26 protein-coding genes are annotated in these 17,162 nt (G+C 63.2%); 22 read left to right on the top strand and 4 right to left on the bottom strand.

What is annotated here, in order from left to right:
• Positions 1-5 precede the first annotated feature (5 nt).
• The 4 genes from BHQ40_RS16135 to BHQ40_RS16120 all read right to left on the bottom strand — a co-directional run bounded on the left by BHQ40_RS16135 (position 6) and on the right by BHQ40_RS16120 (position 3,621).
• Positions 6-386 (bottom strand): bactofilin family protein, encoded by a 381-nt coding sequence (locus BHQ40_RS16135; RefSeq protein WP_171905874.1) that lies wholly within the window; start codon positions 384-386, stop codon positions 6-8.
• The gene (locus BHQ40_RS16130; protein ID WP_253183388.1) at positions 367-1,482 is read right to left on the bottom strand and encodes a M23 family metallopeptidase; all 1,116 of its coding nucleotides are present in this window, start codon (positions 1,480-1,482) and stop codon (positions 367-369) included. Before BHQ40_RS16130 ends, BHQ40_RS16135 begins: the two co-directional genes overlap by 20 nt.
• 283 nt (positions 1,483-1,765) lie before the next feature.
• Positions 1,766-3,304 (bottom strand): methyl-accepting chemotaxis protein, encoded by a 1,539-nt coding sequence (locus BHQ40_RS16125; protein ID WP_070156851.1) that lies wholly within the window; start codon positions 3,302-3,304, stop codon positions 1,766-1,768.
• Positions 3,301-3,621: a hypothetical protein gene (locus BHQ40_RS16120; RefSeq protein WP_070156850.1), complete on the bottom strand. Its 321-nt coding sequence runs from the start codon at positions 3,619-3,621 to the stop codon at positions 3,301-3,303. Before BHQ40_RS16120 ends, BHQ40_RS16125 begins: the two co-directional genes overlap by 4 nt.
• Positions 3,622-3,981: 360 nt before the next feature.
• Between BHQ40_RS16120 and rpsL the strand changes: the two genes are divergently transcribed.
• From rpsL to rplR, 22 genes are all read left to right on the top strand, one after another.
• On the top strand, positions 3,982-4,353 hold the full coding sequence (gene rpsL, locus BHQ40_RS16115) for a 30S ribosomal protein S12 (RefSeq protein ID WP_026002556.1): 372 nt from the start codon (positions 3,982-3,984) through the stop codon (positions 4,351-4,353).
• 15 nt (positions 4,354-4,368) lie between these two features.
• Positions 4,369-4,839, top strand: coding sequence for a 30S ribosomal protein S7 (rpsG, locus tag BHQ40_RS16110; RefSeq protein WP_070156849.1), 471 nt, complete (start codon positions 4,369-4,371; stop codon positions 4,837-4,839).
• Between the two features lie 213 nt (positions 4,840-5,052).
• Positions 5,053-7,125, top strand: a complete 2,073-nt coding sequence (gene fusA / locus BHQ40_RS16105; RefSeq protein ID WP_070156848.1) for an elongation factor G — start codon at positions 5,053-5,055, stop codon at positions 7,123-7,125.
• A 133-nt stretch (positions 7,126-7,258) separates the two neighbouring features.
• The gene (gene tuf, locus BHQ40_RS16100) at positions 7,259-8,449 is read left to right on the top strand and encodes an elongation factor Tu (RefSeq protein WP_070156847.1); all 1,191 of its coding nucleotides are present in this window, start codon (positions 7,259-7,261) and stop codon (positions 8,447-8,449) included.
• Between the two features lie 142 nt (positions 8,450-8,591).
• Complete coding sequence (gene rpsJ, locus BHQ40_RS16095; RefSeq protein ID WP_070156846.1) at positions 8,592-8,900, top strand: 30S ribosomal protein S10; 309 nt, start codon at positions 8,592-8,594, stop codon at positions 8,898-8,900.
• Between the two features lie 266 nt (positions 8,901-9,166).
• Entirely contained in the window at positions 9,167-9,940 is a 774-nt protein-coding gene (gene rplC, locus BHQ40_RS16090; protein ID WP_070156845.1) for a 50S ribosomal protein L3, read from the top strand.
• Positions 9,941-9,943: 3 nt separating this feature from the next.
• Entirely contained in the window at positions 9,944-10,567 is a 624-nt protein-coding gene (rplD, locus tag BHQ40_RS16085; RefSeq protein ID WP_070156844.1) for a 50S ribosomal protein L4, read from the top strand.
• Positions 10,560-10,874, top strand: a complete 315-nt coding sequence (locus BHQ40_RS16080) for a 50S ribosomal protein L23 (protein WP_070156843.1) — start codon at positions 10,560-10,562, stop codon at positions 10,872-10,874. The genes rplD and BHQ40_RS16080 overlap by 8 nt, the downstream gene beginning before the upstream one ends.
• A gap of 14 nt (positions 10,875-10,888) precedes the next feature.
• Positions 10,889-11,725 carry a 50S ribosomal protein L2 gene (rplB, locus tag BHQ40_RS16075; protein WP_070156842.1) on the top strand — a complete coding sequence of 279 codons (837 nt, stop codon included), beginning with the start codon at positions 10,889-10,891 and terminating at the stop codon, positions 11,723-11,725.
• Between the two features lie 3 nt (positions 11,726-11,728).
• Positions 11,729-12,004 carry a 30S ribosomal protein S19 gene (rpsS, locus tag BHQ40_RS16070; protein WP_070156841.1) on the top strand — a complete coding sequence of 92 codons (276 nt, stop codon included), beginning with the start codon at positions 11,729-11,731 and terminating at the stop codon, positions 12,002-12,004.
• Positions 12,004-12,390 (top strand): 50S ribosomal protein L22, encoded by a 387-nt coding sequence (rplV, locus tag BHQ40_RS16065; protein ID WP_070156840.1) that lies wholly within the window; start codon positions 12,004-12,006, stop codon positions 12,388-12,390. The genes rpsS and rplV overlap by 1 nt, the downstream gene beginning before the upstream one ends.
• Before the next feature lie 3 nt (positions 12,391-12,393).
• Positions 12,394-13,089 carry a 30S ribosomal protein S3 gene (gene rpsC, locus BHQ40_RS16060; protein WP_070156839.1) on the top strand — a complete coding sequence of 232 codons (696 nt, stop codon included), beginning with the start codon at positions 12,394-12,396 and terminating at the stop codon, positions 13,087-13,089.
• A gap of 21 nt (positions 13,090-13,110) precedes the next feature.
• Entirely contained in the window at positions 13,111-13,542 is a 432-nt protein-coding gene (rplP, locus tag BHQ40_RS16055) for a 50S ribosomal protein L16 (RefSeq protein ID WP_070156838.1), read from the top strand.
• A 3-nt stretch (positions 13,543-13,545) separates the two neighbouring features.
• The gene (gene rpmC, locus BHQ40_RS16050; protein WP_070156837.1) at positions 13,546-13,752 is read left to right on the top strand and encodes a 50S ribosomal protein L29; all 207 of its coding nucleotides are present in this window, start codon (positions 13,546-13,548) and stop codon (positions 13,750-13,752) included.
• A gap of 13 nt (positions 13,753-13,765) precedes the next feature.
• The gene (rpsQ, locus tag BHQ40_RS16045) at positions 13,766-14,029 is read left to right on the top strand and encodes a 30S ribosomal protein S17 (RefSeq protein ID WP_070156836.1); all 264 of its coding nucleotides are present in this window, start codon (positions 13,766-13,768) and stop codon (positions 14,027-14,029) included.
• A gap of 88 nt (positions 14,030-14,117) precedes the next feature.
• Positions 14,118-14,486 (top strand): 50S ribosomal protein L14, encoded by a 369-nt coding sequence (rplN, locus tag BHQ40_RS16040; protein ID WP_070156835.1) that lies wholly within the window; start codon positions 14,118-14,120, stop codon positions 14,484-14,486.
• Positions 14,486-14,803 (top strand): 50S ribosomal protein L24, encoded by a 318-nt coding sequence (gene rplX, locus BHQ40_RS16035; protein ID WP_070156834.1) that lies wholly within the window; start codon positions 14,486-14,488, stop codon positions 14,801-14,803. Before rplN ends, rplX begins: the two co-directional genes overlap by 1 nt.
• The gene (gene rplE / locus BHQ40_RS16030; RefSeq protein WP_070156833.1) at positions 14,796-15,374 is read left to right on the top strand and encodes a 50S ribosomal protein L5; all 579 of its coding nucleotides are present in this window, start codon (positions 14,796-14,798) and stop codon (positions 15,372-15,374) included. Before rplX ends, rplE begins: the two co-directional genes overlap by 8 nt.
• A 49-nt stretch (positions 15,375-15,423) precedes the next feature.
• Complete coding sequence (gene rpsN / locus BHQ40_RS16025) at positions 15,424-15,729, top strand: 30S ribosomal protein S14 (RefSeq protein ID WP_070156832.1); 306 nt, start codon at positions 15,424-15,426, stop codon at positions 15,727-15,729.
• Positions 15,730-15,739: 10 nt separating this feature from the next.
• The gene (gene rpsH / locus BHQ40_RS16020; protein ID WP_070156831.1) at positions 15,740-16,135 is read left to right on the top strand and encodes a 30S ribosomal protein S8; all 396 of its coding nucleotides are present in this window, start codon (positions 15,740-15,742) and stop codon (positions 16,133-16,135) included.
• On the top strand, positions 16,135-16,668 hold the full coding sequence (gene rplF, locus BHQ40_RS16015; RefSeq protein ID WP_070156830.1) for a 50S ribosomal protein L6: 534 nt from the start codon (positions 16,135-16,137) through the stop codon (positions 16,666-16,668). Before rpsH ends, rplF begins: the two co-directional genes overlap by 1 nt.
• A gap of 3 nt (positions 16,669-16,671) precedes the next feature.
• Positions 16,672-17,043 carry a 50S ribosomal protein L18 gene (gene rplR / locus BHQ40_RS16010; protein ID WP_070156829.1) on the top strand — a complete coding sequence of 124 codons (372 nt, stop codon included), beginning with the start codon at positions 16,672-16,674 and terminating at the stop codon, positions 17,041-17,043.
• The last annotated feature ends 119 nt before the right edge of the window (positions 17,044-17,162 follow it).

Raw genomic sequence — 17,162 nt, 5'->3', positions numbered from 1 at the left:
AATGGTCAGGCCGCGCTGTCGTTGGTGATCAGTTTCAGGTCGCCATGCTGCGCGCCATTCTTGTGCGCGAAACGGCCATCGACCTGACCGCCCGCCGCGATGGTGATGCGCTCATAGGCGACATCGCCGGTGATGCGCGCCGTGCTTTCGATCAACAATTCCTCGGCGTCGATCGATCCGTCGACAAGGCCCGCCAGCCGCGCGGTCTTGGCGGTGACATGGCCCTTGATCCGGCTCTCGGCGCCCTGCACCAGCGCGGCGCAGGTGATGTCGCCCTCGACCTTGCCGTCGATATGCAGGTCCACCGTAGCGGAGATATTGCCGGTGATCGCGACATCGCCGCCGATCAGGGAGAAGGGGACGTTCTTACCCCCGGTTGCCGACATCGGCGAAGCGCTGCTTTGCGATTTGCTGGATTTGGAGAACATCGCGGTCGGCCTCCAGGAAGCGGCGTGGGTTGATGGCGGCGCCATTGACGCGCACCTCGAAATGCAGGTGAGTTCCGGTCGAGCGGCCCGTCGATCCCATCCGGGCGATCTGCGTGCCGCGAAAGACCGTCTCGCCCGCGCGTGTGCTGAAGCCGGAAAGATGGGCGTAGCGCGTTAAGATCCCGTTGCCATGGTCGACCTCGACGACATTGCCATAGCCCTGACGCTGCCCGACATAGCTGACCTTGCCGCGCGCGGCGGCCAGGATCGGCTGGCCATAGGCGCCGGAGAAATCGAGGCCGGCGTGAAAGGCGGGGTGGCCGTTGAACGGATCGCGCCGCACGCCGTAGGAACTGGTCAGCATGACCCCGGCGGTCGGCTTGCCCGACGGGATTGACACCAGACCGCGCTCCAGCATGTCCATGCGGGCCAGCGCCGCCGACAGGCCGCTCAGCTCGCTCGACAGCTCGTCGTCGCCGCCGCGCCAGGGCACAAAGGGACCGCCCTGTCCGGTGGCTGCGTTCCGGCGCATCAGGGTGCGCGGATCAAGGCCGAAGGACCGGATCGCCGCTTCCGCCCGTTTCGCGCGCTGCTCTACGGCGCTGGTCAGCATCCGGGCGAAGGCGATCTGGCGGGCCTCGACGCCCATGAGCGGCCGGGCTTCGGGCACGGCGGCGCTGATCTTCGCGGCCTTGGCTGCGTCCGCATTCTTGTCCGCCGCCTGCGCCTTGCCGACCACTGCGGCGGGATCGGGCTGCGCGCCGAAATGCGTCTTGAACAGGTCCTCCAGATACTCCTGACGCGCTTCAAGATCCTCCGCAACCTCGCCGACGGAGGCGCGATAGGCCTTCACCTCGCGCGATTTGCTGGCGACGGTCTTGCTCTCGCGGTCCAGCGCCGCGCGCTCCATCGCGACGCTCGCCTGCGTCGTCATCAGGAACAATGTCGCGCCCAGCCAGCCGCAGAAGGCCGTGGTCACTGCGCCTGCGGCGAGCAACTGCGTCTTGGTGCCGATCTTGAGGAATTTTACTTCGCCACCCGACCGCAAATAAATTTCGCGTGCCGGAAACGCAGCCAGAAGGCCGGTTTTGAGGCCGGCTAAGCCTCTCTTTATATTTATCACCCGCTGACCCGATTTCTTGGAATTTGAGTCGCGGTAGCAAAGGAAGACCGGAGTCGCGAATCCACGAACGCGGACTCGTGACGAATCGAAGTCTCAACAGGGTGAAACGATTTTCATGCCCGGTTTGTTCCGTCGGGCGTCAATAATTTGGTAAGCAAACCCGTTGGCGCGCCTGCAAAGGGGCCATCGACTCGCCCTTTGCCCGTCCCCGGATTCACCCCGCGCGAAGTTCATGAACCAGCCGTTCCAGCTCCTGGCCCAGTTCGCTGGAACGGCGGCTGAGCGCGGTCGCCACATCGTCCATCTGCGCGGTCAGCAGCCCGCCATTGCCGATCAGCCGGTCGACCTCTGCGGCGGTGATCGCCGCGCCGTCAATCTCCTGGGAAACCTGCCGGGCGGACGCCGCGATGTCGCCGACGGCGATCTCCTGCTGGCTCAGCGCCGCGGCGATGGCGTCGGCCGATCCAGCGATCGCCGCCACCGCGCCCTGGGTTTCCAGCACGGCTTCCGACACGCTGGTCGACGCCGTGCCGATATTCTCCAGCTTGGCGACGATGGCGAGCGCCGCGTCGCCGGTTCTGCGCGCCATCAGCTTCATTTCATCAGCGACGACCACAAAACCCCGGCCCGCTTCTCCGCTGCGCGCCGCTTCGATTGATGCGTTCAGCGCCAGCATGTGGCTCTGCGCCGAAATGGAGGAGATCAGGTCGAGTATTTCCCCCGCGGCCGACACCTCCTGCTTCAGCGATTCCAGTCGTGGTCCCATCGCCTCGACATTCTCGCGCGTTCGCTGCGAATGGGCGCGCGCCGACTGGCTGTTGCGCGCAACCTCGCCGAAGGAGGAGACGAGCTGCTCCACGATGCCCGCGACATTGGAGATGTTGGCTGCTGCCTCCGTCCCCTTCCGGCGCAGCGTCGCCGATGAATCCGCCGCCTTGCCAGTCAGGGCCTGCGCTTTTTGGTTATGCCCCTCAATCTGGCCTGCGGCGTCGCGAATATCGTTCATCAGGCCGGACAGATTCTGCACGATCCGGTCGGCCGCCTCGCCGCGCCTGATGGCGGACGCCTCCATCATCGCGTCCTCGGCGGCGGCTTGCGCGACGCGAGCGGCATGCTCGGCCTCGCGGCTGGCGGCGAGTTCGCGCGCGCGGGTTTCCGCCTCGGCCTGGGCGGCGACGGCGATCCTTGCCTGCTCTTCCGCCACGATGTTCAGCCGCGCCTGCTCGACCATGCGGCCGCGGCCGTCCTTGATCAGCCGCAGCAGTCCCAGGGATTCCAGGATGACCAGGACGGCGTGAAGCGCGACCCGCTCATAATCGCCAGTGCCGGTGAACACCCATTGTGGCATGACTACCACCAGAACGGCGTGATGCAGTGCGATGACGCTGGCGCTGACCAGCACGGCGCGCCTGTCGTACATCAGGGCGACCCCGGCCAGGCACACGAAGAAATACATGTGCATGTCCATCTGCCAGGTGTGGCCGCGCATCATATAAACGAACAGCGCTGGATAACCGGCATAGGCGAGCGCGATGACCTGCGGCGTCAGCGGGTCGATCGGGCGGCGAAGGGCGCAGAACAAAGGGGCGATGCTGAACAGCGCCGCCAGCAGCGCGGGCAGGATGAAATCCTCCACCCCGTTCCATAGGCCGAGACCGGCGAGGACGGGCACATTCAGCCAGCCAAGCATCGCAAGCAGGCGGACGGATTTGCGGCGCAGGTCGCCGAGCATGGGAATGGCGGCTTCGTTCATGCGGCGGCGCTCCCGCTACGGCATCCGGCGATGGCCGTGGGCAACAGCAATATGCCGTGCCGTATGGCGTCGGCGGCTATGGCGTTGCGGTCCGCGACCAGGACCAGGCTGCCGGATGTCGGGCCTGCGCGCTCTATGCGCGCGCCGGACGCGATCAGCCGGGACATGCCCTCGCTCCGCATCTGCGGCACCAGGGGGATAGCCACCATCGCGCCATGCGCCGGGGGAATGAGCGCGCTGAACGCAATGCCGCCGCTGATCAGCAGGAATTGCAGGAACAGGGGGATAGTCTGCCGCGAGAGAAGGGATCGATCCATATTGCCCCCCAATTCTCATTTTATCCTTTACGCCATGTTAATTTAACGCCGCATCGGACCTGTAACCTCCGCCAGGTTGCGGCCGGCCGGAAGCCGCATCGGCGCTTGCCCGCGCCGCTTGACCCCAAATGGCCCCGTCGCTATAGGGCGCGCCTGTCCGACGGCCTTCGGTATGGAGAATCGCTTCTTCTCTCCGTCATCGCCGGGCAGGAAACACAGAGCTGAACATTGCCGGGTGCTCTTGCGGCTCCAGGGGTCAGATGACCGCCGGGGCCTTTGCTGTTGGAAGCCATATGTGGTTTTTGGCAGCATGACAGCGGGGTGATCCGGCAGAGTAACTTTGCAAAGGTGAAGGGCTTCATGCCAACGATCAATCAGTTGGTCCGCAAGGGCCGCGAACCGCAGAAGGCCAAGTCAAAGGTCCCTGCAATGGATGCGAACCCGCAAAAGCGCGGCGTTTGCACCCGCGTCTATACGACGACCCCGAAAAAGCCGAACTCGGCGCTCCGTAAGGTTGCCAAGGTCCGCCTGGTCAACCAGCGCGAGGTCATCACCTATATTCCGGGTGAAGGCCACAACCTGCAGGAGCACAGCGTGGTGCTGATCCGTGGCGGCCGCGTTCGCGACCTTCCGGGCGTTCGCTACCACGTTCTTCGCGGCGTTCTGGATACCCAGGGCGTCAAGGACCGCAAGCAGAGCCGTTCCAAATACGGCGCCAAGCGTCCGAAGTAAGGGGAGACAGATACCATGTCACGTCGTCGTCGCCCTGAAAAGCGCATCATCCTGCCCGATCCCAAATATGGCGATCAGGTTCTTTCCAAGTTCATGAACAGCGTGATGGAGGACGGCAAGAAGGCCGTCGCCGAATCGATCGTTTATGGCGCACTGGAGACCGTCGAGGTGAAAGCCAAGAAGGATCCGATCCAGATGTTCCATGACGCGCTGAACAATGTGAAGCCCGGCATCGAAGTCCGCAGCCGCCGCGTCGGCGGTGCGACATACCAGGTTCCCGTCGAGGTGCGCCCTGAGCGCGCCCAGGCGCTGGCGATCCGCTGGCTGATCACCGCCGCGCGCAACCGCAGCGAAACCACGATGGCCGCCCGCCTGTCGGGTGAGCTTCTGGACGCTGCGAACAATCGCGGCAATGCGGTCAAGAAGCGCGAGGATACGCACCGGATGGCCGAAGCCAACCGCGCCTTCTCGCACTACCGCTGGTAAGCATTATATAGGGGATCAGGGCTTGTGCCCTGATCCCCATTACCGTTCGGGCTGAGTGAAGTCGAAGCCCTACGCTGAACGAAGTGACGTATTTCGCTCCGCTCGGAAAAGCCCTTCAACACTGGCGCGAGTCACGCGCCTCGTGCCAGCAGGGCGAACGGACATGGAATTTTCTGACGCTCAAACCGCCGCACAGGCAACGGAGTAACGATCATGGCCCGCAGCCATCCGCTCGAACGCTATCGCAATTTTGGCATCATGGCGCATATCGACGCCGGCAAGACGACGACGACCGAGCGCATCCTTTACTACACCGGCAAGTCCTACAAGATCGGCGAAGTCCATGACGGCGCCGCCACGATGGACTGGATGGAGCAGGAGCAAGAGCGCGGGATCACGATCACCTCGGCAGCGACGACCTGCTTCTGGAACGATCACCGCCTGAACATCATCGACACCCCCGGTCACGTCGACTTCACGATTGAAGTCGAGCGTTCGCTGCGCGTGCTCGACGGCGCGGTCGCCGCGTTCGACGGCGTTGCCGGCGTTGAGCCTCAGTCGGAAACCGTGTGGCGTCAGGCGGACAAATATAAGGTTCCGCGGATGTGCTTCATCAACAAGCTCGACCGCACCGGCGCCGATTTCTATTATTGCGTGCAGACGATCATTGATCGCCTGGGCGCGAAGCCCGCCGTTCTCTATCTCCCCATCGGCGCGGAGAGCGATTTCAAGGGCCTCGTCGATCTCGTCGAGAATCGCGCGATCATCTGGAAGGATGAAAATCTGGGCGCTGAATTCTCCTATGAGGAAATTCCGGCCGACCTCGCCGACAAGGCCGCCGATTATCGCGAAAAGCTGATCGAGCTTGCCGTCGAGCAGGACGATGACGCGATGGAAGCCTATCTGGAGGGCAACCTGCCCGACACCGCGACGCTGAAGAAGCTGATCCGCAAGGGTACGCTGGCGCAGGCGTTCGTGCCGGTGTTGTGCGGCTCCGCGTTCAAGAACAAGGGCGTGCAGCCGCTGCTCGACGCCGTTGTCGACTATCTGCCTTCACCGCTCGACATTCCCGACGTGCAGGGCATCAACCCGGACAATGAGCAGCCCGACAGCCGCAAGACCGCTGACGATGCGCCGTTCGCTGGCCTGGCGTTCAAGATCATGAACGACCCGTTCGTCGGTTCGCTCACCTTCCTGCGCGTCTATTCCGGCACGCTGACCAAGGGCACCTATCTGAACTCGGTCAAGGACAAGAAGGAAAAGATCGGCCGCATGCTCCTCATGCACGCCAACTCGCGTGAGGACATCGATACCGCCTATGCGGGCGACATCGTTGCGCTGGCTGGCATGAAGGAAACCACCACCGGTGACACGCTGTGCGCCGAGCGCCAGCCGATCATTCTGGAGCGGATGGAATTTCCAGAGCCGGTTATCGAACTGTCGGTGGAACCCAAGACCAAGGCCGACCAGGAAAAGATGGGCGTCGCCCTCAACCGCCTGGCCGCCGAGGATCCGTCCTTCCGCGTTTCGACCGATCACGAATCGGGTCAGACGATCATCAAGGGCATGGGCGAGCTTCACCTCGAAATCCTGGTCGACCGCATGAAGCGCGAGTTCAAGGTCGAGGCGAATGTCGGCGCGCCGCAGGTCGCCTATCGCGAATACCTCAAGAAAGAGGTGGACGTCGACTACACCCACAAGAAGCAGTCGGGCGGCACCGGCCAGTTCGGCCGCATCAAGGTGAAGGTCACGCCGGGTGAGCGCGGCGCGGGCATCATCTTCAAGGACGAGATCAAGGGCGGCAACATTCCGAAGGAATATATCCCCGCCATTGAGAAGGGCATGCGTGAGACGGCGGCGACCGGTTCGCTGATCGGCTTCCCGATCATCGACTTCGAAATCCTGCTGTATGACGGCGCCTATCACGACGTCGACTCGTCGGCGCTGGCGTTCGAAATCACGGGCCGCGCCGCGATGCGCGAAGTCGCGCAGAAGGCGGGCATCACGCTGCTTGAGCCGGTCATGAAGGTCGAGGTCGTCACCCCGGAGGAATATCTGGGCGACGTCATCGGCGACATGAACAGCCGTCGCGGCCAGATCCAGGGCACCGACACGCGCGGCAATGCGCAGACCGTCGATGCCATGGTCCCGCTGGCCAACATGTTCGGCTATGTGAATTCGCTGCGTTCGTTCACGCAGGGACGCGCCAGCTATTCCATGTCGTTCTCGCATTATGACGAAGTGCCGCAGAACGTCGCGGACGAGGTCAAGGCGAAGCTCGCCTGATTTTTCCTTAACGGAGCCGGGAAACTGGCTCTGTTAGGGCTGGCATTATCGAAATTTGCTGCTATGGACGCGCCTTCGCAAGGCGCGGCCTGGCGGTCAAACCCAAGCTATTTGGACTAGAAGGTAGAGAGAAATGGCGAAAGCTAAGTTTGAGCGGACGAAGCCGCACTGCAACATCGGCACCATCGGTCACGTCGACCACGGCAAGACCTCGCTGACCGCTGCGATCACGAAGGTGCTGGCCGAAACCGGCGGCGCGACCTTCACCAGCTACGACAACATCGACAAGGCTCCTGAGGAGCGCGAGCGCGGCATCACCATTTCGACCGCGCACGTCGAGTATGAGACCGAAGCGCGCCACTATGCGCACGTCGACTGCCCCGGCCACGCTGACTATGTGAAGAACATGATCACCGGCGCTGCGCAGATGGACGGCGCGATCCTGGTCGTGTCCGCGACCGACGGCCCGATGCCGCAGACTCGCGAGCACATCCTGCTCGCCCGTCAGGTTGGCGTTCCCCAGCTCGTCGTGTTCATGAACAAGGTCGATCTGGTCGACGACGCTGAAATCCTCGAACTGGTCGAGCTGGAAGTGCGCGAGCTGCTGTCGTCCTACGACTTCGACGGCGACAATATTCCGATCATTCCGGGTTCGGCCGTCGCCGCCCTGCAGGACAAGACGCCTGAGATTGGCCATGACGCCGTTCTCAAGCTGATGCAGGCTGTCGATAGCTGGATCCCGCAGCCGGAGCGTCCGGTCGACAAGCCCTTCCTGATGCCGATCGAAGACGTGTTCTCGATCTCCGGCCGTGGTACGGTTGTCACCGGCCGCGTCGAGACCGGCATCGTCAAGGTTGGCGAGGAAGTCGAGATCGTCGGCATCAAGGACACCAAGAAGACGACCGTCACCGGCGTTGAAATGTTCCGCAAGCTGCTCGACGAGGGCCGTGCGGGCGACAATATCGGTGCGCTGATCCGTGGCGTTGGCCGCGAGGAAGTTGAGCGTGGCCAGGTGCTCTGCAAGCCCGGCACGATCAAGCCGCACACCGAATTCGACGCCGAAGTCTATGTGCTGTCGAAGGAAGAAGGCGGCCGTCACACCCCGTTCTTCGCGAACTATCGTCCGCAGTTCTACTTCCGCACCACGGACGTCACCGGTGAGGTTATCCTCCCTGAGGGCACCGAGATGGTGATGCCGGGCGACAACGTGAAGCTGGGCGTGAAGCTCATCGCTCCGATCGCCATGGACGCGGGTCTCCGCTTCGCCATTCGCGAAGGCGGCCGGACCGTCGGCGCAGGGGTTGTGGGAACGATCTCCAAGTAATATAGGGCTGCAGCGGCGCGAATCGCCTGATTCGCGCCGCTCGGTTTTTCGCCGCCTCGGATCGCCTTTCTCCGGCCCGCATGGGTTAGAAGGGCAAGGCTGGGGCGGTTTTGTTTTTGGCTCTTTCGCATCGGTATAGGACATGGACAGCAACATCCGCATTCGCCTTAAGGCGTTCGATCATCGCGTGCTCGATCAGGCGACCGGCGACATCGCCGAAACCGCCCGCCGTACGGGCGCATTGATCCGCGGCCCCATTCCTCTTCCGACGCGCATTGAGAAGTTCACGGTCAACCGTGGCCCGCACGTCGACAAGAAGTCGCGTGAGCAGTTCGAGGTCCGCACCTACAAGCGTATGCTTGACATCGTGCAGCCGACGCCGCAGACGGTCGACGCGCTGATGAAGCTGGACCTGGCTGCCGGCGTGAACGTCGAGATCAAGTTGGCATAAGCCAACGCAGTCCCCGCGAAGGCGGGGATCTCGGGCCTCCTGGTGGATGGCCTGAGATGCCAGCCTTCGCTGGCATGACGACATAAGGGATACCGCACAGCCTGGCTGTGGTCCTGGTCCCCCGTCGCTCCCGCTCTGTCGGGGGCATCCAACCCGGACGGGGTGATCGCTAAAATAAGGGTTGGCCGCAAGGGAGTGATCCCGTGCGGTTTTTTCGTTGGATACGCCCCTCCATTCCGGATGGGCCTCTGTTGGGAGTATGGATCATGCGTACTGGCGTGATCGCGAAGAAAATGGGGATGACCCGCCTGTTCAAGGATGATGGCCGCCACGTGCCTGTCACCGTCCTTGCGCTCGAAGGCAATCAGGTTATCGCCCGCCGCGAAACCGATCGTGACGGCTATGTGGCCGTTCAGCTTGGCGCTGGCGTCGCCAAGGCAAAGAATGTCGCCAAGCCGCAGCGCGGCCACTTCGCCAAGGCGGAAGTAGAGCCGAAGGCGCTGGTCGCCGAATTCCGCGTCGCCGAGGATGCGCTCCTCGACGTCGGCGCTGAAATCGCCGCTGACCACTTCATCGCCGGCCAGTTGGTCGACGTCACCGGCCACACGCAGGGCAAGGGCTTCGCCGGCGCCATGAAGCGCTGGGGCTTCGGGGGCATGCGCGCCACCCACGGCGTGTCCATCTCTCACCGTGCCCATGGTTCGACCGGCAACCGCCAGGATCCGGGCAAGGTGTTCAAGAACAAGAAGATGGCCGGCCATATGGGCGACCGTCAGCGCACGCAGCAGAACCTCGAAATCGTCGGCACCGACGTCGAGCGCGGCCTGCTGTTCGTGAAGGGCTCGGTGCCCGGCTCCAAGGGCACCTGGCTGATGGTCAGCGATGCCGTGAAGGTGCCGCGTCCGGCCGACGTTCCTTATCCCGCGAGCCTGAAGAAGGCCGCCAACAGCAACGATGTCGTCAATGACGATACGGCTGCCGCAGACGCCCCGGCTGAAGAAGTCGTGGCGAGCGAAGCCACCGAAGGCCAGGAGGGCTAAACCATGAAGCTCAAGGTACAGACCCTCGACGCCAAGGCGTCCGGCGATGTGGAGCTGAACGATGCCGTGTTCGGCGTCGAGCCCCGCGCGGACATCCTGCACCGCGTCGTCACCTGGCAGCTCGAAAAGCGCCGCGGCACCGCCCGCGCCGCCCGTGAGCGCTCGGATGTCGCCCGTTCCGGCAAGAAGTTCGGCCGCCAGAAGGGTGGCGGCACTGCCCGTCACGGCGATCGTGCGGCGCCCGTGTTCATCGGCGGCGGCAAGGCGCACGGTCCCCGCGTCCGTGACTTCAACCCCTCGCTGAACAAGAAGGTTCGCGCGCTCGGCCTGAAGATGGCCCTGTCCGCCAAGGCGAAGGCCGGCACCCTGACGGTGCTCGACAATCTGGACGTCAAGGACGGCAAGACCAAGGTCCTTGCTGATCAGCTCGCCAAGCTGAACCTCGGCAAGGTGCTGTTCATCGACGGCGACGCGATCAACGTCAGCTTCGCGCACGCCTCGTCCAACCTGGTCGGCGTCAACGTGCTGCCGGCGGTGGGCGCCAATGTTTACGACATACTGAAGGCTGACTCGCTGGTCCTGACCCGCGCTGCGGTCGAGAAGCTGGAGGCACGGTTCAATGGCTAAGAAGCAGGCCAAGGCCGTCGACAACCGTCATTATGACGTGGTTGTCGCACCGCACATCACCGAGAAGGCGACGCTGCTTTCCGAAAACAACGCCGTGGTCTTCAAGGTCGCGAACGATGCGTCCAAGCCGGAGATCAAGGCTGCCGTGGAGGCGCTGTTCGGCGTCACCGTGAAGGCCGTGAACACCATCGTCCAGAAGGGCAAGGTGAAGCGCTGGAAGGGCAAGCCCTACAAGCGTTCGGACGTCAAGAAGGCGATTGTCACGCTGGCCGATGGTCAGTCGATTGACATCACCACCGGTATCTGAGGCGAGACAGGATAATGGCACTCAAGCATTATAATCCGACGAGCCCGGCCCAGCGTGGTCTGATCCTCGTCGACAAGTCCGCGCTGCACAAGGGCAAGCCCGTCAAGGCGCTGACCGAAGGCAAGCGCAAGACCGGCGGCCGCAACAACAAGGGTCATGTGACCTCGCGCGGCATCGCTGGCGGTCACAAGCAGAAGTATCGCATCATCGACTTCAAGCGTCGCAAGTGGGACGTCGAAGGCACGGTGGAGCGTCTGGAATATGACCCCAACCGCACCGCCTTCATCGCGCTGATCAGCTATCCCGATGGCGAGCAGGCCTACATCCTCGCACCCCAGCGTCTTGCGCCGGGCGACAAGGTGATCGCGGGCAAGAAGACCGACGTGAAGCCGGGCAATGCCATGGAACTGGGCCAGATGCCGGTCGGTACCATCATCCACAATGTGGAGATGAAGCCGGGCAAGGGCGGTCAGCTCGCACGCTCCGCTGGCACCTATGCGCAGCTCGTCGGCCGCGACCGCGGCATGGTGATGGTGCGCCTGAACTCTGGCGAACAGCGCTACATCCGTGCGGACTGCATGGGCACCGTCGGCGCCGTGTCCAACCCGGACAACGCCAACACCAATCTGGCGAAGGCCGGACGCAACCGCTGGCTGGGCAAGCGCCCGCTGACCCGCGGCGTCGCCAAGAACCCGGTCGATCACCCGCATGGTGGTGGTGAAGGCCGGACTTCGGGCGGCCGTCATCCGGTTACGCCTTGGGGCAAGCCGACCAAGGGCGCCCGCACCCGCAACAACAAGTCGACCGACAACATGATCATCCGGTCGCGTCACGCGAAGAAGAAGAGGTAAGCGATGGCTCGTTCCGTCTGGAAAGGTCCCTTCGTGGACCTCAGCCTTCTCAAGAAGGCGGAATCCGCGCAGGACGCCGGAGGCCGCGCGCCGATCAAGACCTGGTCGCGCCGCTCCACCATCCTGCCGCAGTTCGTTGGCCTGACGTTCAACGTCTATAACGGCCGCAAGCACGTTCCCGTTTCGGTGAACGAGGATATGGTCGGTCACAAGCTCGGTGAATTCGCGCCCACGCGCTACTTCCCCGGCCACGCTGCCGACAAGAAGGGCAAGCGCTAATGGGCAAGGAAAAGTCCCCCCGCCGCGTCGCCGACAACGAGGCGCTGGCTGTAGGCACCACCATCCGTGGTTCCGCGCAGAAGCTGAACCTGGTTGCCGCGCTGATCCGCGGCCGCAAGGTCGAAGAAGCGATGAACATCCTGACCTTCTCCAAGAAGGGCATGGCTGTCGACGCGCGCAAGGTGCTGGCTTCGGCTGTCGCCAATGCGGAAAACAACCACAATCTCGACGTCGACGCGCTGGTCGTTGCGGAGGCTTCGGTCGGCAAGGCGCTGACCATGAAGCGTTTCCACACCCGCGGCCGCGGCAAGTCGACGCGCATCCTGAAGCCGTTCAGCCGGCTGCGCATCGTTGTGCGTGAACAGGCAGAAGAGGCGGAGGCGTAAGTCATGGGTCACAAGAGCAATCCGATCGGTCTGCGTCTTCAGATCAACCGCACCTGGGACAGCCGCTGGTACGCCGAAGGCGCCGACTATGGCCGTCTGCTGCTGGAGGACATCAAGATCCGCCAGTTCATCTTCAAGACGCTGCCGCAGGCCGCCGTCTCGAAGGTGGTGATCGAGCGTCCGGCCAAGCTGTGCCGCGTCTCCATCTACGCTGCCCGTCCCGGTGTCATCATCGGCAAGAAGGGCGCGGACATTGAGAAGCTGCGCCGCAAGCTGGGCGAGTTCACCTCGTCGGACGTCAGCCTGAACATCGTTGAAATCCGCAAGCCGGAGATCGACTCCAAGCTCGTCGCACAGGGCGTCGCCGATCAGCTCGAGCGCCGCATCGCTTTCCGCCGCGCCATGAAGCGCGCGGTGCAGTCGGCCCTGCGTCTTGGCGCCGAAGGCATCAAGATCACCTGCTCCGGCCGTCTGGGCGGCGCTGAAATCGCCCGCGTGGAATGGTATCGCGAGGGTCGCGTTCCGCTGCACACGCTGCGCGGCAACGTCGATTATGCCGAGGCCGAGGCGCACACCGCCTATGGCGTTTGCGGCATCAAGGTCTGGATCTTCAAGGGTGAAATCCTGGGCCACGATCCGATGGCCACCGACCGGCTGATGCTGGAGGCTCAGACCTCCGGCGTACGCCCGGCGCGTTGAGAATAAGGTAGGTATAGCGTCATGCTGCAACCCAAGAAGATGAAGTTCCGTAAGACCTTCAAGGGCCGGATCAAGGGCGATGCCAAGGGTGGCAGCGACCTGAACTTCGGTTCCTATGGTCTCAAGGCGATGGAGCCGGAACGTCTCACCGCGCGCCAGATCGAGGCTGCCCGCCGTGCGATCACCCGCCACATCCGCCGTCAGGGCCGCTTGTGGATCCGCGTGTTCCCGGACGTGCCGGTTTCGAAGAAGCCTGCCGAAGTCCGTCAGGGCAAGGGCAAGGGTTCGGTCGAATATTGGGCCGCCCGCGTCAAGCCGGGCCGCATCCTGTTCGAACTGGACGGCGTTCCCGGCCCGCTCGCTGCGGAGGCGTTCAGCCGCGCTGCGATGAAGCTGCCGATCAAGACCAAGGTCGTTGCCCGCCTGGGCGACACCTCGCACCTGGGAGCATAAGAGATGGCCAAGTTCGCTGATCTCACCGTGAAGTCGGATGACGAGCTGTCGACCGACCTCAACAACCTGAAGCGGGAGCAGTTCAACCTGCGCTTCCAGGCGGCGACCAACCAGCTCGAAAAGCCGAGCCGGGTGAAGGAAGTCCGCCGGGCGATCGCTCAGATCAAGACCCTGCAGAGCGCGCGCACCCGCGCCGCTGCCGCGAAGTAAGAAGGAACTCACGATGCCCAAGCGCGTGCTGACGGGAACTGTGGTTTCCGACAAGACCGACAAGACGGTGGTGGTCCGGGTTGAGCGTAAGGTGAAGCACCCGCTCTACGGCAAGATCATCCGCCGTTCGAAGAAGTATCATGCCCATGACGAAGGCAACGCCTACAAGGAAGGCGAGACCGTCCGCATCGAGGAGACGGCCCCGATTTCCAAGCTCAAGACCTGGAAGGTCATTGAGAAGGTGGACACGCACAAGTCGCCGGAAACCGCTGCCTGAGTGCAGCAACGGCGGCCTGAGGCCAGTCAGACACAGTTTCGGAACTACCGGGAAATCCCGGCAAGCCAATTGAGAAGGAACCGGATCAATGATCCAGATGCAGTCAAATCTTGAGGTTGCCGATAACAGCGGCGCCAAGCGCGTCCAGTGCATCAAGGTGCTTGGCGGCTCGAAGCGGCGCTTCGCCGGCGTGGGCGACATCATCGTCGTCTCCGTCAAGGAAGCCACCCCGCGCGGCCGCGTGAAGAAGGGTGACGTGCACCGCGCCGTCATCGTCCGTACCGCCAAGGACGTTCGCCGTCCGGACGGTTCGGTGATCCGCTTCGACAGCAACGCCGCTGTCCTGGTCAACAAGAATGAGGAGCCGATCGGCACCCGTATCTTTGGCCCGGTGGTTCGCGAGCTGCGTGCGCGCAAGCACATGAAGATCATCTCGCTGGCTCCGGAGGTGCTGTAATGAGCGCTGCAAAGATCAAGAAGGGCGACAAGGTCGTCGTGCTCGCGGGCAAGGACAAGGGCCGCACCGGCACCGTGATCCAGATGTTCCCGAAGGACGACAAGGTGCTGGTCGAGGGCGTCAACGTCCACGCGCGTCACCGCAAGCCCGATCAGGCGAACCCGCAGGGCGGCATCGACCGCAAGCCGGCGCCGCTGCACATTTCGAACGTCGCGATTGCCGGCAAGGACGGCAAGCCCACCCGCGTTCGCTTTGAAGTCAAGGACGGCAAGAAGGTCCGCGTGGCCGTGAAGTCCGGGGAGACCATCGATGGCTGATGAAAAATACACGCCGCGGTCGAAGAACCTCTATGACGAGACCATCGCCAAGGCGATGACCGAGAAGTTCGGTTACAAGAACGTCATGGAAGTGCCGAAGATCGAGAAGATCACGCTCAACATGGGCGTCGGCGAAGCGACCCAGGACAAGAAGAAGGTCACCTCCGCCGCTGAGGAAATGGAGCTGATCGCGGGCCAGAAGCCGGTGATCACCAAGGCCAAGAAGTCGATCGCCCAGTTCAAGCTGCGCGAAGGCATGCCGATCGGCGCGAAGGTCACCCTTCGCCGCGAGCGCATGTATGAATTTCTGGACCGTCTGGTGAACATCGCCCTGCCGCGCGTTCGCGACTTCCGTGGTCTGAACCCCAAATCCTTCGATGGCCGCGGCAACTACGCCTTCGGGATCAAGGAACAGATCATTTTCCCGGAAATCAACTATGACCGCATCGACAAGGTGCGCGGCATGGACATCATCGTCACCACGACCGCCAAGACGGACGACGAGGCGCGCGAGCTGCTGCGCCTGTTCGGTTTCCCGTTCCCGGTCGAAGAGCAGAAGCAGGCCGCGTAACAGCGAACCCGCTTCTCTTTCCAATCTCAAGAGGAAGAGAACTTAAGTCATGGCGAAACTGAGTTCCATCAACAAGAATGAGCGTCGCAAGAAGCTGGTGAAGAAATATGCCGGCCGTTATGCGAAGCTGAAGGCGATTGCAGCGGACAACAACGCTGACGACACGGACCGCCTGATGGCGCGTCTGAAGATGGCCGAGATTCCCCGCAACGGGAACCCGACCCGCGTCCGCAACCGGTGCGAAGTCACCGGCCGTCCCCGCGCTTATTACCGCAAGTTCCGGCTCTGCCGTATTCAGCTGCGCGATCTGGCCAACAAGGGCCTGATCCCCGGCGTCACCAAGTCGAGCTGGTAAGGATTAGAAGATGGCATTGACCGATCCTTTGGGTGATATGCTCACCCGCATCCGCAACGGCCAGCAGGCGCGCAAGGACAGCGTTCTGTCCCCGGCGTCGAAGCTGCGCGCCCGCGTTCTCGACGTGCTTCAGCGCGAAGGCTACATCCGTGGCTATTCCGAGGAAGACCTGGGCAAGCACCCCGGCCTGCGCATCGAGCTGAAATATTTCGAGGGCCAGCCGGCGATCAAGCATGTCGCCCGCGTCTCGAAGCCCGGCCGCCGCGTCTATTCCGGTTCGAAGGAACTGCCGGTCGTGCGCAACGGCCTTGGCATCACCATCGTTTCGACGCCGCGTGGCGTTCTCTCTGACGCCGAAGCGCGTGAGCAGAATGTCGGCGGCGAAGTCCTGGCGGAGGTATTCTGATGAGCCGCATCGGTAAAAAGCCGGTCGCGATCCCCAGCGGGGTGACGGCGACCATCGAAGCGGGCCAGCTTTCGGTCAAGGGTCCCAAGGGCACCCTGGCGATGCCGCTGCGCGATGAGATCAGCTACACGCTGGAGGCCGACGGCATCTCCGTGAAGCCCGCCAACGCCACCAAGCAGGCGCGCGCTTTCTGGGGCATGCAGCGGACGCTGGTGCAGAACCTGATCACCGGCGTGACGGAAGGCTTCTCCAAGAAGCTGCTGATCACCGGTGTCGGCTACCGCGCCGCCGCCCAGGGCAAGAATCTGAAGCTGCAGCTCGGCTACAGCCACGACGTCGATTTCGCGATCCCGGAAGGGATCGAGATCAAGACCCCGGATAACACCACGGTCGAGATCAGCGGCATCGACAAGCAGAAGGTCGGCCAGGTCGCCGCCGAGATCCGCCGCTGGCGTAAGCCTGAACCCTATAAGGGCAAGGGCATCAAATATGACGGCGAGTTTATCTTCCGCAAGGAAGGAAAGAAGAAGTAAGCCATGGCGAAACTCTCTCTCTTCGAACGGCGCCGTCAGCGCGTCCGCACCGCACTCAAGGCGCGTTCGGGTCAGAACCCGCGTCCGCGTCTCAGCGTCCACCGCTCCGGCCGGCACATCTATGCCCAGATCATCGACGATGCGCAGGGCAAGACCCTCGCCTCCGCGTCGACCCTGGACAAGGATGTCGGGGCCAAGGCTTCGGGCAAGACCGGCGCGACGTCGGAAGCCGCTGCCGATGTCGGCAAGCGCGTTGCCGCCGCCGCAACCAAGGCTGGCGTCACCAAGGTCGTGTTCGACCGTGGAGGCTTCCTGTTTCATGGCCGCGTGAAGGCGCTGGCCGATGCCGCCCGTGAGGGCGGACTGGAGTTCTGAGTATGGCAGACGAAAACAACATCGAAGCCGGCGCCGTCACCGACGCGCCCGAAGCGACCGAGGGCCGTGGCCCCCGTCGCGGCCGTGGTGGTGGCGATCGTGGCCGTGGCGGCAATGAT

Origin of the sequence: Sphingobium phenoxybenzoativorans, assembly GCF_001757355.1 — a bacterium.
Lineage (GTDB): Bacteria > Pseudomonadota > Alphaproteobacteria > Sphingomonadales > Sphingomonadaceae > Sphingobium > Sphingobium phenoxybenzoativorans.
The sequence above is the reverse complement of the archived record's forward strand: the minus strand, read 5'-3'. Positions and strand labels throughout refer to the sequence as shown.

What these genes read in the sequence shown, in the direction of transcription:
- BHQ40_RS16135 (WP_171905874.1), bottom strand. Translation starts at nt 386, where the DNA reads ATGTCGGCAACCGGGGGTAAGAACGTCCCCTTCTCCCTGATCGGCGGC.
- BHQ40_RS16125 (WP_070156851.1), bottom strand. Translation starts at nt 3,304, where the DNA reads ATGAACGAAGCCGCCATTCCCATGCTCGGCGACCTGCGCCGCAAATCC.
- BHQ40_RS16120 (WP_070156850.1), bottom strand. Translation starts at nt 3,621, where the DNA reads ATGGATCGATCCCTTCTCTCGCGGCAGACTATCCCCCTGTTCCTGCAA.
- rpsL (WP_026002556.1), top strand. Translation starts at nt 3,982, where the DNA reads ATGCCAACGATCAATCAGTTGGTCCGCAAGGGCCGCGAACCGCAGAAG.
- rpsG (WP_070156849.1), top strand. Translation starts at nt 4,369, where the DNA reads ATGTCACGTCGTCGTCGCCCTGAAAAGCGCATCATCCTGCCCGATCCC.
- fusA (WP_070156848.1), top strand. Translation starts at nt 5,053, where the DNA reads ATGGCCCGCAGCCATCCGCTCGAACGCTATCGCAATTTTGGCATCATG.
- tuf (WP_070156847.1), top strand. Translation starts at nt 7,259, where the DNA reads ATGGCGAAAGCTAAGTTTGAGCGGACGAAGCCGCACTGCAACATCGGC.
- rpsJ (WP_070156846.1), top strand. Translation starts at nt 8,592, where the DNA reads ATGGACAGCAACATCCGCATTCGCCTTAAGGCGTTCGATCATCGCGTG.
- rplC (WP_070156845.1), top strand. Translation starts at nt 9,167, where the DNA reads ATGCGTACTGGCGTGATCGCGAAGAAAATGGGGATGACCCGCCTGTTC.
- rplD (WP_070156844.1), top strand. Translation starts at nt 9,944, where the DNA reads ATGAAGCTCAAGGTACAGACCCTCGACGCCAAGGCGTCCGGCGATGTG.
- BHQ40_RS16080 (WP_070156843.1), top strand. Translation starts at nt 10,560, where the DNA reads ATGGCTAAGAAGCAGGCCAAGGCCGTCGACAACCGTCATTATGACGTG.
- rplB (WP_070156842.1), top strand. Translation starts at nt 10,889, where the DNA reads ATGGCACTCAAGCATTATAATCCGACGAGCCCGGCCCAGCGTGGTCTG.
- rpsS (WP_070156841.1), top strand. Translation starts at nt 11,729, where the DNA reads ATGGCTCGTTCCGTCTGGAAAGGTCCCTTCGTGGACCTCAGCCTTCTC.
- rplV (WP_070156840.1), top strand. Translation starts at nt 12,004, where the DNA reads ATGGGCAAGGAAAAGTCCCCCCGCCGCGTCGCCGACAACGAGGCGCTG.
- rpsC (WP_070156839.1), top strand. Translation starts at nt 12,394, where the DNA reads ATGGGTCACAAGAGCAATCCGATCGGTCTGCGTCTTCAGATCAACCGC.
- rplP (WP_070156838.1), top strand. Translation starts at nt 13,111, where the DNA reads ATGCTGCAACCCAAGAAGATGAAGTTCCGTAAGACCTTCAAGGGCCGG.
- rpmC (WP_070156837.1), top strand. Translation starts at nt 13,546, where the DNA reads ATGGCCAAGTTCGCTGATCTCACCGTGAAGTCGGATGACGAGCTGTCG.
- rpsQ (WP_070156836.1), top strand. Translation starts at nt 13,766, where the DNA reads ATGCCCAAGCGCGTGCTGACGGGAACTGTGGTTTCCGACAAGACCGAC.
- rplN (WP_070156835.1), top strand. Translation starts at nt 14,118, where the DNA reads ATGATCCAGATGCAGTCAAATCTTGAGGTTGCCGATAACAGCGGCGCC.
- rplX (WP_070156834.1), top strand. Translation starts at nt 14,486, where the DNA reads ATGAGCGCTGCAAAGATCAAGAAGGGCGACAAGGTCGTCGTGCTCGCG.
- rplE (WP_070156833.1), top strand. Translation starts at nt 14,796, where the DNA reads ATGGCTGATGAAAAATACACGCCGCGGTCGAAGAACCTCTATGACGAG.
- rpsN (WP_070156832.1), top strand. Translation starts at nt 15,424, where the DNA reads ATGGCGAAACTGAGTTCCATCAACAAGAATGAGCGTCGCAAGAAGCTG.
- rpsH (WP_070156831.1), top strand. Translation starts at nt 15,740, where the DNA reads ATGGCATTGACCGATCCTTTGGGTGATATGCTCACCCGCATCCGCAAC.
- rplF (WP_070156830.1), top strand. Translation starts at nt 16,135, where the DNA reads ATGAGCCGCATCGGTAAAAAGCCGGTCGCGATCCCCAGCGGGGTGACG.
- rplR (WP_070156829.1), top strand. Translation starts at nt 16,672, where the DNA reads ATGGCGAAACTCTCTCTCTTCGAACGGCGCCGTCAGCGCGTCCGCACC.